This window comes from Micrococcus sp. KRD077 (assembly GCF_017168505.1).
In the GTDB taxonomy this organism is placed as follows: domain Bacteria; phylum Actinomycetota; class Actinomycetes; order Actinomycetales; family Micrococcaceae; genus Micrococcus; species Micrococcus luteus.
The window spans coordinates 73,364-87,698 of sequence record NZ_JABFAZ010000032.1 but is presented as its reverse complement, the minus strand read 5'-3'; the positions used below and the strand labels follow the sequence as shown (position 1 = coordinate 87,698).

The following is a 14,335-nucleotide window of genomic DNA, read 5'->3' as shown; positions in this document are numbered from 1 at the left end:
CCAGACCTTCCGACAGGCTACCGGTCAGCCCTCGACGGGAGTGGCGATGGTCACGATGTTCTCCGTGTAGTCCCGCTCGTCCGGCAGCCATTCGCCGCCGCAGGTGATGAGGACGAGCTCGGCGGCGCCGTCCCGGCGGAAGTACGGGGACAGGTCCAGCTCGCCCTTCCCCAGACTCTGGGTGGAGGCCACCCGATAGCGCCGGGCGGTCCCCGCCGCATCCGTGACGGTGACCTCGTCGCCGACCGCGGCCTGCCGCAGCCCGTAGAGGGCCCCCACGGGATTGCGCGGTGAACCCGAATGGGAGGCGATCACCGCCGTCCCCTCAGGATCCCCGGGGGCCGAGCCGTGGCGGTACCAGCCGCCGACGGAGCTGTCGTCGGGCAGCTCCATCGCCCCGTCTTCCGTGACCCCGACCGAGACCACGCTCAGCGTGGCCCCGATGGCCGGATAGTCCACGCGCACGGGGATCCTGGCGTCGTCCGATGGGCTCTGGGTGGCGCGCCGGACGGCGATCCCCGACGGCGGCGTCCGCCCGGGGGCGGCCGGAGCCGCGGAGGGGGTTGCGGCCGGTGGGGTTCCCGTCCCCGCCGCGGGGCCCGGCGTCATCGCGACGACGGAGCCCCGCCCCTGCTCGGACGGGAGGGAGGAGACCGCCGCCGACGGCGCGCAGCCGGTGAGGACGACGGCGGCGAGGGCGAGGACCGCCGGCACACGGCCGACAGTCCCCATCTCCGGGCGGGAGGGACCCCGCCCGCAGGACTCATCACGCACGGGCCGCCCGGCGGCGGGCCATGAGGACGGCGCCGGCGACCAGGGCGGCCGCACCGGCGCCGACGGCGGCCAGCATCCCGGTGGAGTCCTGGGCGGGGGCGACGTCGATGCCCGCGGGGACGGAGCCCGGCGCGCTGTGGTCGGCGGCGACCTCCTGGGTGGCCAGCGCGAGGGTGCCGTCGGCGGCGGAGCCCCAGGCGTAGGCGATCGTGGTGACGCCGTCCTTGACCTCGACGTCGGCGGGGCCGATCACGGGGTCGGTGGTGCCGGCCACGGACACGGCGGCGGAGACGGTGCCGGCGGGCACCTCGAGGGCGGCCTCGTCCGGGTTCTCCAGGCCGGGCACGACGACGTCCTCGCCGGCCCAGACGTCCACGGCCGGGGCGGCGGCGATGTGACGCACGGTGAGGCGGCCCTCGCCGGCGGCGACGGCGCTCGTGTCGTTCTCGAACGCGGTCACCGTGGGCGTGCCGGCGGCGTCGAGGTGGGCGGCGGCGGTGTAGTCGCCGCCGTCGGCGAGGGTGAGGGTGACGGGACCGAGGATCGGGGCGGAGTCATCCATGGCGTCCGCGGCGGTGATGGCGACCTCGTAGTCGCCGGCGGCGAGCTCCAGGGGACCGGCGAGGTCGCCGGGCTCGAAGTCGTCCAGGGTGAGGGCACCGTTGACGTAGACGTCCACGGGGGTCGCGGGCACGGCGTGCAGCACGGAGAGCTCGGCGCCGGACGGGGCGTCCATGGCGGCGGCGGACAGGGGGGCGAGGACGGCGATGCCGAGGGCGGTGGTGACGGCGGCCGGGAGGGACGTGCGCATGGTGTCGTTCCTGTTCGTCGAGGGTCCTGCGGGGCGAGGCGCCGAATGCGCTCACACCAGGACTACCGACGCCGCGACCGATCCGTTGCAGAGGATTTTCCTCCCCCTCCGATCACGCGCCCTGCGCAGTGGGGCCCGTCGTGTTTCGGGGGCTCGTCAGAATTGAAGAAGGTCCGCCCCGTGGATTCATCGTGTACACACCCCTCCCGCGAGCCTCCCCGCCCCGCGGCCTGGGCGCCGTCGAGGGGCTCGACCGGGAAGAGGCCCTCCTCACCGGCGAGAACGACCCCGTCCCGACGCACGCGGGAGACGCCGTGCTCTCGGGCTCGGCCGTCGTCGCGGGCACGGGAGTGGTGCTCGCCATCGTCGTGGCCGTGCGCCTCAGTCGTTGACGCGGCGGGCTCCGATGACCAGAGTGATCCCAGGACAGCGCGCCAGCGCGCCGCCCGGCCCGTCCAAGAGGGTCGGCGCGGTCCCGACACATGAAGGAGACCACCCATGCGCCTCATCACCCTGGGCCTCGGCGCCGCACTCGGCTACCTGCTCGGCTCCGCCGAGGGCCGCAAGAACCTCGAGAAGATGACCCAGAACGCCCAGAAGCTCTGGAACGACCCCAAGACCCAGGAGAAGGTCGGCCAGGTCCAGGAGACCGCCCAGCAGAAGTTCGCTGAGGTGAAGAAGTCCGATCCGGTGCAGAAGGCCACGACGAAGGTGGAGGATGCCATGCAGGGCAACGACAAGAAGAACGACGTCCGCGAAGATCGCGTGACCGAGTCCAACAACGACAACATCACCTCGGCGGCCCGCCACGGTGCCGAGCCGGACACCATCTCGGACCCGTCCACCCCGCTGGGTGACGAGGGTCCGCTGACGCGCTGACCCGCGCAGACACGGCGGCCCGCCTCCCCGAGGGGAGGCGGGCCGCCGCCGCCGTGGGCCGGGTCAGCCGTCCTGCTTCAGGACCTCGTCGGCCGGCGGGGCCTGCACCGGATCCACCCCGCCCATCTCGGAGAGGGTCACCACGGCCTTCGTGCCGGCGGACTCGGTCTCCACGGTGAGCAGGCGGCCGTCCTCCTTGGACACCGTGAACGCGGTCAGCTCCACGCCCTCCTGCGGGCCCGAGACGGGCTCGTCCAGCACGTAGCGGATCGCATCCTGACCGCTGCGGCGGATGCCGTCCGCGTCCGCCTCGACGTCGTCCAGGCCGCCCGACTCCGGCAGGGAGCCCAGCAGGGAGCTCACCATCGCGCCCATGCCGGTGGCGCTGGGATCGCCCTCGTACGGGGTGGCGGTCCAGCGCTCCGCATAGGCGGGATGGTCCTCACCGCTCGCGCCGACGCGCTCCACCGTGAACCGGGAGTACGCGGTGCCGTCCACGATCCGGGACTCGTCCCGGGTGATCAGACCGTCGTCCTTGTACACGGACACGTACCGCATGGACGAGCCGTCCACGGGACCGGAGATGTCCACCGCGTCCGGGACCGCGCGGCCGTTGCTCGGGGCCTCGGACCGCAGCTCGGTGACCATGCGGACGGAGTCGGCCTCCTCGAGCTGGGTGCGGGCGCGGTCCCAGGCGCCGGGGGCGTCGTCGCCCGAGGCGCAGCCGGTCAGCAGCAGGGCGGCCGCCCCGAGGGCGGCGAGGGACAGGCCGCGGCGGGTGCGGCGGGTCTGGGTCTGGCGCTGCCTCACTCGGCCACCTCCTCCGGCGCCTCGGCCGGCTCGATCTGGTTCCAGTCGCTCAGGGCGTACTGCTGGGTGGCCCGGCCGTCGTCGACGGTGAGCGCGACCAGCTCGCCGTCGTCGTCCACCGTGAAGGAGTGCACCCGGGTGGCGTCGCCCTCGGCCATCGCCGCGTCGGCGACCTCCTCGGGCACGGCATAGCGGTAGGCCGTGCCGCCGTCCCAGTCGACCTCCTCGGCGCGCACCTCGGCGCCGTCGAGGGCGTCCGCCGCGGGGAGGCCCACCTGGTCGAGGAGGGACTTCAGGGGCGGTTCCTGCCCCTCGCCGGCCGGGACACGGCGCCACTGCGGGTCGGAGTACATCATCTGGACGTCGTCCGGGACGTCGGACCCGTCCACGTCGACCCGCACGAACACGTCCTCGCCGACCTGGCGGGACTCCATGGTGATGTGCGAGTCGCGGCCGACCTGCATGACGCCCTTCGACTCGGCGTCGCCGCCGTCGAGCCGGCCGGCGATGTCCCAGCGGACCGACTGCGGGCCCTGACGGCCGGTGGTGTAGGCGGTCTCGAGTCGGACGGTCTCGGCCTCGTCCAACTGGGTGCGGGCCTGATGCCAGGCCTCCCCCGCCGACTGCGGCTCGGATGCGCACCCGGCCAAGGCCAGGGCGCCCACGACGCCGAGCCCGGCCGCGCGGACGGCACGTCTGCGCTGCATGTTCTCCTCCTGGGGCTGTTGCCGGCCGAGGCAGGGCGCCGCGGCCATTGGCGTCACCCTACCGGCGGCGCAGGGCGAAGGATGCGCCGTGGTGGTTCTGCGGCAGGTGGTCGCCGCGGCCGAAGAGCTTGTGGCGCAGCGTGCCGTCCGTGTACGCGGTCTTGTAGCGGCCGAGCTTCTGCAGCGCCGGCACCACGAACTCCACGACGTCCTCGAAGGCGCCCGGGGTGATGTGGTAGGCGAGGTTGAAGCCGTCCACGTCGGTCTCGTCGGCCCACTCGACGAGCTGGCGGGCCGCGGACTCGCCGCCGCCCACGATCACGGGGCCGAAGCCGCCGATGCCCACCCACTCGGCGAGCTTGCGCACGGTCCACTCCTCGTCCGTGCCGGAGGCCTTCTGGAAGGTCTCCACGGTGGACTGGATGGCGTTCGACTTCACGTCCCCGATCGGCTCGTCCAGGTCGTACTGGGACAGGTCGATGCCCATCCAGCCGGACATGAGCACGAGGCCGCCCAGCGGGTCCACGTACTGCGCCAGGTCGTCGTACTTGGCCCGCGCGTCCTCGTCGGTGGCCCCGGTGACGATCGTCTGCATCGCGAAGATCTTCACGTCGTACGGGTCACGGCCGGCGTCCACCAGGGCCTGGCGGATCTTCTTCACGGTGGCGGCCGCCAGCTCCTTCGTGGGGGAGTTGATGAACACGGCCTCGGCGTGCTTGCCGGCGAAGGCGCGGCCGCGCGTCGAGGCGCCGGCCTGGTAGATCACGGGGGTGCGCTGCACGGACGGCTCGGTGACGGCGTGGCCGGGCACGGTGAAGTACCGGCCCTCGTGGGCGATGTCGTGGACCTTGGCCGGGTCCGCGAACACGCCGGACTCCTTGTCGTAGACGACGGCGTCGTCCTCCCACGAGCCCTCGAGGAGCTTGTAGACGACGTCGAGGTACTCGTCGGCGTGCTCGTAGCGCTCGTCGTGCTCCATCTGGTCGTCCTGGCCCATGTTCTGGGCGGCGGAGGGCAGGTAACCGGTGACCACGTTCCAGCCCACGCGGCCGCCCGTGAGGTGGTCGAGCGTGGCGAGGCGGCGGGCGAACGGGTAGGGGTGCTCGTAGGCGGTGCCGGCGGTGACGCCGAAGCCGAGGTGCTCGGTGACCGCGGCCATCGCGGAGACGAGCAGGAACGGGTCGTTCACGGGGGTCTGCGCGCCGGTCCTGATGGCGGCCTCGGAGGTGCCGCCGTACACGGAGTACGGGCCGAGGACGTCGGCGATGAACAGGCCGTCGAACAGGCCCTTCTCCAGCGTCTGCGCCAGGTGCGTCCAGTAGCCCAGGGTGTTGTAGTCCCGGGCGTGGTCGTCGGGGTGACGCCAGAGACCCGGGGACTGGTGGGCGACGCAGTTCATGTCGAATGCGTTGAAGAGGATCGCGCGGTGCTCGTCCGGGCGGGTGGGTGCTCCGGCCCCGGCGTTCTCGGCGGTGCTCATGGGTCTCCTTTCCAGGGCCGCCCGGTCGCAGGGGCGCGGCCGGGCGAGCGACGGTTCCGCACCATGCAACGCTGACGCGGCCGGCGGTGGAAGCCGGTCCGGCCCAGGGGTTCATGACGGCCCCGCCGGGCCCGGCCACGCGTGCGGCGCCCGGTTCGTGACATGCCCCGACCGTGACGGAGGGCACGTCCGCGGGCGGCGGCCCTGCGGCGACTCAGCGGCGCCCCAGCGCTGAGTCAGAGGAATCTGCTGCCTCCACCCTGCAGAGACGACCGAAACGTCTGGCTCGGCGCTGGCCCAGCCCGGGCCCGGCGGCGCCCCCGGTGTGACGCCGCCCTGGCGAGCATCCTGGACACCCGTTTCGCCGAGGAGGCCATCCGATGAGCACCGCCCTGACCACCCCCGCCGCGACGACGGGCCCCGAGGCGCGCGAGCGGTCGGGTCACGACGACGGCGACACAGGGGCGCGCCGACGGCAGCGGCCCCGGGTGCTGGACCGGCCCGGCGCCCGGGCGGTGGTGGGGCTGGCCGCGCCCGCTGTCCTCCTGGTGCTGTGGTGGGCGGTGACGGCCGCCGGGCTGCTCTCCGCGGTGCAGCTGCCCTCCCCCGGCGCGGTGCTGAGCGCCGGCGTCAACCTGCTGGAGCGGGGCGACCTGTGGCTGCACGTGGGGATCTCCACCCAGCGCGTGCTGCTGGGCTTCCTGCTCGGCGCCGCACTCGGGCTGGCCGTGGGGTCCGCGCTCGGGCTGTCCCGGTGGGCGGACGCGCTGTTCGCCCCGCTGATCGGGGCGCTGCGCGCGGTGCCCTCGCTGGCCTGGGTGCCGCTGCTGATCCTGTGGATGCAGATCGGCGAGGAGTCCAAGGTCACCCTCATCGCGATCGGCGCGTTCTTCCCGGTGTTCACCACCGTCTACGCCGCCCTGCGCCATGTGGACCCGCACCTGGTGGAGGCCGGTCGGGCCTTCGGCTACCACGGGCTGTCCCTGCTGCGGACGGTGCAGCTGCCCGCCGTGGTGCCGGCCGTGTTCTCCGGCCTGCGGCTGGCCCTGGCCCAGGCCTGGCTGTTCCTGGTGGCCGCGGAGCTGATCGCCTCCTCGATGGGCCTGGGCTTCCTGCTCACCGACTCGCAGAACAACGGACGCACGGACCGCCTGATCCTGGCGATCATCCTGCTCGCCGTGCTCGGCAAGCTCACCGACTGGCTGCTCGGCCTGCTGGAGCGCCGGGCCCTGCGCCGCTGGGCCTGAGCCCGGCACGTCCGGCCGCCCGGTCGTCGGGTCAGTCCCCCTCGGGGACCTCGCCGGCCGACGTGTAGGCGGTCGGCGGGGTGCCGTTCACGAGCCAGTCGCCGGCCATGCGCACCTTGAACGCCGCCGGGTCGTGGGTGGCGAGGGTGCGGGCGTTGCGCCAGTGCCGGTCGAGCCGCAGCGTGGCCGACGTCGCCGACGCGCCGAGCGTGTCGAAGATGCGGGTGCACACCTCGAGGACGGCCTCCGGCACCACGGCCTGGGCCCGGTACGCGGCCGCCATCGCCTCGGCGGACGCCGCCACGACGTCGGCCTCCGCCGGGCCGGCCCCGTCGGCGCCGTCCTGCCCCTCGTCGAGCAGCCGCCCGATCTCGCGCACCATCAGCTCGGCCGCGGCCTGCCGCCCGGCCAGCTGCCCCATGATCTCGAGGAGCTGGGGGTCGTCCTTGGGCAGCGCGGCCGTGCCGGTGTTGAAGGTGCGGCGCCGCTGCCGCAGCAGCTGCGTGCCCTCCGTGAGCGCCGCCCGGCCGATCCCGGCCTGCAGCGCCAGCAGGGTCGCCTCCATGAGCACGGGCACGGGCCCGTCCTGCCGCGGCACCTCGAGCAGCTCCTCGGCCGCGGCGTCGTCGAGCACCACGGACCCGGTGGCGGTCAGGCGCTGGCCGAAGCCGTCCCAGTCGTCCTTGATGCCCACGCGCGGCTGACGCACGCGCACGACGGCGACGGCCCGGTCCGGCTCGCGGACCGCGCCCCCGGCCCGCTTGGAGTTCCGGCGGGAGACGAGGTCCGCCCCCTCGATGCCCACGGTCGCGGCGGTCCACGTGGCGAAGGCCGAGCCGGTCGCGTAGTACTTCTGCCCCCGCACGACCCAGGTGCCGCCCTCGTCCCGGCTGGCCAGGGTGGCGGCACGGCCCGGCGCGGCCCCGCCGGCGCGTTCGGCCAGGGCGGAGCCGGCCCAGTCCCCGTCGACGATGTGCCGCAGCCACCGCTCCCGACGGGCGGGCGCCTGGTCCATGGCCGTGGCGATGAACACGAGGTGGGAGCGCCAGACGTGCGCGGTGTTCACGTCCCGGGCGGCCAGGTCCATGAGCAGGCGCAGCACGGTCTCGCTGCCGCCGCCCTCGCCGCCCGCGTCCTCGGGGACACCGACCTTGCCGAACCCGGCGGCCTGCAGCTCCCCGAGGGCGGCGAACGGCAGGTGCCGGCCCGCCTCGCGGGCCCGCTCGCCGTGGGCGACGGAGTCGAAGGCGTCGGCGTACCGGGCGGCGAGGGTGGCGTAGGTGGTCATGGCCCTACTCTGACACGCGCGGGCGGGCCGGCGGCCGGGGCGACCCGGCCGTGGGACGGGATCCACACCGGCCGCCGTCGCCCTGGCCCGCGCCGGGCGCCCGCGGGGGTCCGGCGGGCCGAGCATGACCGCCGGTGACGACGGCGGGCGGGGCGCCGTCGTCGTCGTCCCTAGCCTGGTCGGACCCGCCGACCAGGAGGACCGCCGCCCATGACGCCCACCGAGGACCCCGCCCCGAGGCGGCGGTGAAGCTGCTCTGGCTGGCGATCTGCAACATCGAAGACAAACGCGCCGCCGAACGCGCTCGGGACCGGGGCAAACCCGCCGGCCAGCGCAAAGCCCAGGGCCGGCTCGTCGAAGGTCAGGCCGTCACGAACTGGAAGCAGGCCCTCGCCCAGCTCGCCGCGGCCTACCCCGACCGGATCAACCCCTACCTGTGACCACCCCGCTTACACAGACAAGTTGACACGCCCGCGAACGGCGAGCTCAGGCTTGGTGTCCCGCGCTCGGTTCGCGACCATGATCCTCCGCGCTGCACAGCTGGAGGCCCAAGATCTTCCGTTGTTGCCTTTGTCTTCAGATCCCACTGAACTGCGTGTCGTAGCGCGTGGCCATGCGCATGATCATCGAGTCGTAGTGAAAAGCGTCCCCCGGCTGCGGTGCGGGTCGGGAATGAACGACTTTCACAGGACTGTCATCGTTCCGAAGGTCGAGGACAGTTACGCCAATTGCATCAAAACCGATACCGATGGAACTGGAACGAGTCCGAAGAGTATTAAGGGTGTCCAACACCCGTTGACAATCACCGGGCTGCTTGTGAGAAGTGACAACGGGTTCCTGCCCGAGATGAATGCGCTCAACGTTTGCAGGGTTAGAACTTACAAACACGTCTGCGACATTAACCTGTGCGTATCCAATCGCCAAGGCTGTCTGGCTCTCACCGTGTACAGAGATGTGGGAACTGGTCAATTCATCATGAAGACGCGGAAGTGACTTGACGTGAGCAGTCATCGTGGCCTTAGCTTCTAGAGCCACCAGAACCGACCCGACAGGCGCCACAGGAATATCTGGTAGCGACGTCAGCTCGCCCATCTCTTCTCCGGAGAGGTTCATGTTGTAGCGCTGCGCGAGAGAGACCAGGGACTCGCCGCGGGCCGATGTCGCCGCTCCTCCTGGTCGGGCGATGACCAAGTCAAGCACCTTGCTCTTCTTCGTTTCGAAATCACTCAACTTCAGATTGACACCAAGGACAATCTTGCCGTCGCGGGCATGTTGCCGCATCACACTCGACGAGCGAAGCAAGTCGAAGGCGACGCCCCAACTGGCCACTTTTCCATGACGATCTGATCGAGAATGATATTGCCAGCGAATTCCATATTTGGTGGGGTCTGCCGGTTCGCTCATGGTTCGAGCCAGAATATCGGGGCCAAACACGTTCATGCCTCCAACTTGGTAATCAGCTGATCTTCAGTCAATGCCCTGTCCGCCTCAGCCACAGCCTCGCGGAATCCCGGATATCGGCCCAAGTTCCCCTGGAGAAGGCGCGAACGGAAACCCGACACCGCACGCCGGCTCAACGCCGGGGCTGACGACACGTCAACATGCTCCAGCAAGTGCTCATACGGTTCCAGAGTGGGAAATTCGCTGGCCTCCACTCGCCATCGCTTCCCGCCCATACCAGCAGCAGCGTTCGGCCACTGCCTGGATGAGCCCCAATCGACGGAGGGGCACACCACTTCGCCTGGCGCGAAGACTCGCCGAGCCACCCACTCTGCAACACGCACCGAGACTGCATTGCCAAGGAGTTTGCTCCGGGTTCCGCGCGTCCGCGCAGCGCTCAAGCCGAAGTCGAGATCAGTCCACCCGCGGGGGAACCCCTGCAATGATTCCATTTCTGCTTCCCTCGGCACCACCAAGGCGCGAGTGGCGTCCTCCGCGCCACGGACCCAAATGGCAGGAGGTGAAGCGATGCCGATCGTGGAGCCACCCTTGAGCGTCGGAATCGCGTCGGGTGCCCACCCCAATCCACCCTTACCCTCCGTCCAGTAGAATCCAAAGGCGTCGGAGGAATAATGATCATCAGGGCGTGACGCCGCCTCGTCCGCAAAAAGGACCTCCGACGGGTTGAGGTTCACCGAGGCAACAACGATTACACGACGGCGCCTCTGCGGCAGTCCCGTAAAACGAGTGTCGACGACCCGGTAAGCCCAAGAGTATCCAAGGGTCTCCATCTCCTGGACCAGGAACTCCATCGCAGCACCCTTGTCGAGGGCCAGCATGTTGGGGACGTTCTCAATGAGCAGTGTGGGAAGTCGTCGTCCAGCAGAGATGCGACGCCGAAGCAGCTCGAACAAATGCGTCACCAACCCGGACTGCTCCCCGCGAATGCCCGCAGTTCGACCTGCCTGTGAGAGATCCTGACAGGGGAACCCAGCGGAAAGTATGTCAGTTGCCTCCGGCAGGGATGCCAGCTCTCGAACGTCTGGGTGCAGCTCAGCACCGGGAAACCGATTCTTCAGAACGATTTGAGCAGGGGCCCAAGACTCACACAGAAGATCTGTCTCGACCTTTGATCCCAACGCATTGTGGAAGCCCTGCTCAATGCCACCGATACCTGCGAATAGACCCGTCAAGTGGACCATACGACGCCTACCTCTCTGCATGGCCTGGTGGGCCATGACCTACGACTCTACCCGTGTCCAGCTCGGCCCCACATGGAGCCGCGGGACGGTGAGATGCTGTCTGAGGCCATCGTCTCGCGCACCCCGGACACGTTAGGCGAAACTGCCCACGAGCGGTCCACCGCACTCAAGGTTCTCCTCATTCGGTGCGGACCGCACGCCTAATGACAAGCTCAGGGTTCTTGTCCACCGTCGTGAAGATCGGGGCGGGGCTCCACTCGCCCTTGGGATACGTCCAACCAGTCAGATCAGGCCCCTCACCGCAGCAGGTCCTTCACGATCTTCCCCGTCCCGTTCTTCGGCAACGAGTCCATGAGCGTCACCGGCTGCGGCCCCTTGTACGAGAGTAGGCGCTCGCGCACGAACGCGGAGAACTCGGCCTCGGCGACGTCGGGGTGCACATAGAGCGCATCCTCGACCTCGCGCGGGTACACGTTGTAGCCGTTGCGGATGTTGATGTCCTTCAGCCGGCCCACGATCCGGTAGTAGCCCTCCTCGTCCCGCCGGGCGAGGTCGCCGGTGCGGAGCCAGCCGTCGTCGTCGAACGCGGCGGCCCCGGCCTCCGGCAGGCCCAGGTACCCGGACATGACCACGGGCCGGTGGATGCGCAGCTCGCCGGGGGTCTCGGTGTCCCTCTCCGGCACCTCCACGCCCTCCGGGGTGACGATGCGGAACTCCACACCCTCCAGCGGCCGCCCCACGGTGCCGGGGCGGCTGGGGCCGTCCATGGGGTTGAAGCACACGGGCCCGCAGGACTCGGACAGGCCGTAGGCCTCGCGCACCGGCACGCCGAAGGCCGCCTCGGCCTCGGCCTCCCGCAGCGTCTCCACGGCCAGTGGCGCGCCGCCAGAAAGCACGTAGCGCAGCGCGCCGATCAACTCACCCGAACTCCGCCCACACCCGCCTCTCCACCCCATCCACGGTCATCACGCCGCCGTGCGGCAGCACCCACTGCGGCCGGGTGTGGCCGAACGGGACGCCCACGCACACCACCGCGTCCGGGTTGTAGCGCCCGACCTCCTCCACCACCACATCGGCCTGCTCCGCGCTCCGCCGCGCCCGCTCCTCCGCACCGCGCGGCGCCTCGAAGGAGCTCGTCGGCGGGCGGGCCGCCAGCACGGCGTCCACGGCGCCGAGCACGCCGCGCTCCCCCAGGATCCGCAGCAGCCGCCGCACCTCGCCGGCGCTCGGCAGCTCCTCGCTGGTCTCGATGAGCAGCACACCGCCCTCGAGCACCGCCATGTCCGCAGGCCCGCGGCCGGCCGCCATCACCCACGGCAGCACCTCGAGGCAGCCGCCCCACGTCCGGCCGGTCACCGCGCGCCGCGGCCCGGCCCAGCGCCACGGTGAGGCGCCCTCGCCGACGCCGCGCGCGCCGTCGTCGTGCGGGCACGGCACCGGATCCCGCTCGCCGAACTCGGTGAGCGCCCGCGGGTCCAGCCAGTCGACGCCGTGGTCCTCCGACTCCCCCGGCTCCGTGATCTCCAGCCGCCCTCCCGTCAGCATGGCGGCCCGCATGGACGCGGCGTGCACCTCATCCACAGCCGGCCCCGGCCCCAGGTGCACCTGGGTGGAGCCTCCGTAGAAGCTCGCCACGCCGTTCGCCCACAGCCACTGGTGCAGGTTGGTGTTGTCGCTGTAGCCGAGGAACGGCTTGGGGTCCGCGCGCACTGCGTCCGCGTCCAGGTGGCCGATCACGGTGATCTGGTCCTCCCCGCCTACCGTGGCGATCACCGCCCGGATCTGGGGGTCCGCGAACGCCGCGTTCAGGTCCCGCGCCCGGTCCTCGGCGCTCGCCCCGAGCTGCCGGGTGGTGGGGTACTCGACCGGCACCAGTCCGGTCACCTCGGCCAGGCGGCGCATCGCCTGCTCGTGCACCGCGGGCGCGAAGCCGGGAGCCGCGAACGACGGCGAGACGACGGCGATCCTGTCGCCCGGCTGGGCCTTGGGCGGGTGGACGAGCGGCTGAGTCATACCGGGAGCGTAGCGAGAGGCCATCTGTCCGTCGTTCCTCTCACTCAGACCAGACCACCCGTGTCCAGACCGCCACACGCCCCTCACCCCTGACGCAGCTCGCGGCGCAGGATCTTGCCCGTGGCGTTCTTCGGCAGCCCGTCCAGGACGGTCACCTCCCGCGGCTGCTTGTAGCGGGCCAGCCGTTCGGCCGCGAACGCCTGGAGCTGCTCCCCCGTGACGGCGCTGCCCGGGGCCAGCGAGACGAAGGCGGCGATCTCCTCGCCCAGCCGCTCGTCCGGCACACCCACCACGGCGGCCTCGACCACGTCCGGGTGCTCGTAGAGGACCTCCTCCACCTCGCGGGGGTACACGTTCATGCCGCCGCGGATGATCACGTCCTTGAGCCGGTCCACGATCATCACGTACCCGGCCTCGTCCCGGCGGGCGATGTCCCCGGTGCGGAACCAGCCGTCCTGGTCGAACGCCGCCGCCGTGTCCTCCGGGCGGCCCCAGTAGCCGGCCATGATGCCCTCGCCCCGGATGCGCAGCTCACCGGAGGTCTCGAGGTCCTCCTCGGGCACCTCGGTGCCGTCCATCGCGACGATCCGGAACTCGAAGCCGTCCACCGGCCGGCCCACGGTGCCCGGGCGGGTCGGCGCGTCCACGGGGTTGAAGAAGCACGCACCCGCGTTCTCGGACAGGCCGTAGCCCTCCAACACGGGCACGCCGAACAGCTTCTCCGCCGCGCGCAGCGTCTCCACCGGCAGGCTCGCACCGCCGGAGAGGGGCATGCGCAGCCGCGAGAAGTCCTCCGGCTCGGCCCCGGCCTCACGGCGGGCCCGGGCCACGGAGAGGAACGCCCCGTGCATGGTGGGCACGCCGGGCAGGAACGTGACGCCGTGGTCCTGCAGCTGGTCGTAGGCGGCCTCCGGCACGAACCGCGGCATCAGGGACAGGGTGGACCCGGCGAACACCGCCCCGTTGAGCACCACCGAGAGCCCGAACACGTGGAACATCGGCAGCGCCGCGAACACGACGTCGTCCGGGCCGAGCCGGCCCAGGCCGGTCGCCGTCGCCATGGCGTTGGAACGCAGGTTCGTGTGCGTCAGCCGGGCACCCTTGGGCCGCCCCGTAGTGCCCGAGGTGTAGAGCAGGACGGCGTCGTCGTCGGGGTCCCGCAGGGTGATCTCCGTGACCGGGGCGATGCCCTCGGCGGCGCACTCCCGCCCGACCGCTTCGAGGTCCAGGGTGACCACCTCGACGTCGACGTTCCCGGCCACCTCGTCCACGGCCGGCAGCCCGGGCATGGCCCAGAGCACGCGCGCCCCGGAGTCCTCGAGGAAGTACTCCAGCTCACGGGCCGTGAACAGCGGGTTGAGCGGCACCATCACCGCACCCAGGCGCATGAGCGCCTCGTAGACCGCCACGAAGGCCGGGACGTTGGGCAGCAGCACGGCCACCCGGTCCCCCGGGCCCACCCCGCGGTGGCGCAGCCAGCCGGCCGTCGCGGCCGTGACCTGGTCCAGTTCGCGGTAGGTCATGCGGGCCTCGCCGATCCGCAGGGCCACGGCATCCGGCTGCCGGGCCACGGTGGCCGAGAGCAGCTCGGCCACATGACCCCGGCGCTCGGTGGGCCGGCCGTGGGTGGTCGCGGAGGTGTCGGGGGTCTCGGAGGTGGTCACGGTGGCTCCTGATCTGGTGG

General features: G+C 71.4%; 14 protein-coding genes and 1 pseudogene. 4 read left to right on the top strand and 11 right to left on the bottom strand.

The annotated features are described in order from the left end of the window. Nucleotides 1-24 precede the first annotated feature (24 nt). Both J1M39_RS12475 and J1M39_RS08185 read right to left on the bottom strand, forming a co-directional pair. Nucleotides 25-459, bottom strand: a complete 435-nt coding sequence (locus J1M39_RS12475; RefSeq protein WP_158604212.1) for a class F sortase — start codon at nucleotides 457-459, stop codon at nucleotides 25-27. 307 nt (nucleotides 460-766) lie between these two features. Beyond that, the gene (locus J1M39_RS08185) at nucleotides 767-1,585 is read right to left on the bottom strand and encodes a DUF4397 domain-containing protein (RefSeq protein WP_206496658.1); all 819 of its coding nucleotides are present in this window, start codon (nucleotides 1,583-1,585) and stop codon (nucleotides 767-769) included. 191 nt (nucleotides 1,586-1,776) lie between these two features. On the opposite strand from J1M39_RS08185, the gene J1M39_RS12310 reads away from it, so the two are divergent. Further along, nucleotides 1,777-1,977, top strand: a complete 201-nt coding sequence (locus tag J1M39_RS12310) for a P-type ATPase (RefSeq protein WP_036384100.1) — start codon at nucleotides 1,777-1,779, stop codon at nucleotides 1,975-1,977. 106 nt (nucleotides 1,978-2,083) lie between these two features. Further along, entirely contained in the window at nucleotides 2,084-2,464 is a 381-nt protein-coding gene (locus J1M39_RS08175) for a YtxH domain-containing protein (protein ID WP_044658681.1), read from the top strand. A gap of 63 nt (nucleotides 2,465-2,527) precedes the next feature. Here J1M39_RS08175 and J1M39_RS08170 read toward each other — a convergent pair whose 3' ends face one another. The 3 genes from J1M39_RS08170 to J1M39_RS08160 are packed head-to-tail and all read right to left on the bottom strand — an operon-like array spanning nucleotide 2,528 to nucleotide 5,461. Continuing rightward, a complete protein-coding gene (locus J1M39_RS08170; protein ID WP_060973610.1) occupies nucleotides 2,528-3,274 on the bottom strand; it encodes a hypothetical protein in 747 nt (248 codons plus the stop codon). After that, nucleotides 3,271-3,981, bottom strand: a complete 711-nt coding sequence (locus tag J1M39_RS08165) for a Tat (twin-arginine translocation) pathway signal sequence (protein ID WP_241253936.1) — start codon at nucleotides 3,979-3,981, stop codon at nucleotides 3,271-3,273. The genes J1M39_RS08170 and J1M39_RS08165 overlap by 4 nt, the downstream gene beginning before the upstream one ends. Before the next feature lie 58 nt (nucleotides 3,982-4,039). Further along, nucleotides 4,040-5,461, bottom strand: coding sequence for an LLM class flavin-dependent oxidoreductase (locus tag J1M39_RS08160; RefSeq protein ID WP_206496656.1), 1,422 nt, complete (start codon nucleotides 5,459-5,461; stop codon nucleotides 4,040-4,042). Nucleotides 5,462-5,841: 380 nt separating this feature from the next. Between J1M39_RS08160 and J1M39_RS08155 the strand changes: the two genes are divergently transcribed. Next, complete coding sequence (locus J1M39_RS08155) at nucleotides 5,842-6,708, top strand: ABC transporter permease (RefSeq protein ID WP_020621433.1); 867 nt, start codon at nucleotides 5,842-5,844, stop codon at nucleotides 6,706-6,708. Between the two features lie 31 nt (nucleotides 6,709-6,739). Here the strand turns inward: J1M39_RS08155 and J1M39_RS08150 are convergent, their stop codons facing one another. Beyond that, the gene (locus J1M39_RS08150) at nucleotides 6,740-7,996 is read right to left on the bottom strand and encodes an acyl-CoA dehydrogenase family protein (RefSeq protein WP_010079560.1); all 1,257 of its coding nucleotides are present in this window, start codon (nucleotides 7,994-7,996) and stop codon (nucleotides 6,740-6,742) included. Between the two features lie 227 nt (nucleotides 7,997-8,223). Here J1M39_RS08150 and J1M39_RS08145 point away from each other — a divergent pair. Next, nucleotides 8,224-8,436 (top strand): annotated as a pseudogene (locus J1M39_RS08145) (IS256 family transposase); the annotation flags it as partial. A gap of 136 nt (nucleotides 8,437-8,572) precedes the next feature. Here the strand turns inward: J1M39_RS08145 and J1M39_RS08140 are convergent. The 5 genes from J1M39_RS08140 to J1M39_RS08120 all read right to left on the bottom strand — a co-directional run bounded on the left by J1M39_RS08140 (nucleotide 8,573) and on the right by J1M39_RS08120 (nucleotide 14,315). Beyond that, nucleotides 8,573-9,400 (bottom strand): hypothetical protein, encoded by an 828-nt coding sequence (locus J1M39_RS08140; protein ID WP_197458584.1) that lies wholly within the window; start codon nucleotides 9,398-9,400, stop codon nucleotides 8,573-8,575. A 32-nt stretch (nucleotides 9,401-9,432) separates the two neighbouring features. Then, on the bottom strand, nucleotides 9,433-10,674 hold the full coding sequence (locus J1M39_RS08135) for a DNA cytosine methyltransferase (RefSeq protein WP_223247475.1): 1,242 nt from the start codon (nucleotides 10,672-10,674) through the stop codon (nucleotides 9,433-9,435). Between the two features lie 260 nt (nucleotides 10,675-10,934). Further along, complete coding sequence (locus tag J1M39_RS08130) at nucleotides 10,935-11,555, bottom strand: AMP-binding protein (protein WP_051995213.1); 621 nt, start codon at nucleotides 11,553-11,555, stop codon at nucleotides 10,935-10,937. Between the two features lies 1 nt (nucleotide 11,556). After that, a complete protein-coding gene (locus J1M39_RS08125; RefSeq protein ID WP_069941811.1) occupies nucleotides 11,557-12,651 on the bottom strand; it encodes a S66 family peptidase in 1,095 nt (364 codons plus the stop codon). Nucleotides 12,652-12,734: 83 nt separating this feature from the next. Beyond that, entirely contained in the window at nucleotides 12,735-14,315 is a 1,581-nt protein-coding gene (locus J1M39_RS08120; RefSeq protein WP_223247476.1) for a long-chain-fatty-acid--CoA ligase, read from the bottom strand. Nucleotides 14,316-14,335: the final 20 nt, after the last annotated feature.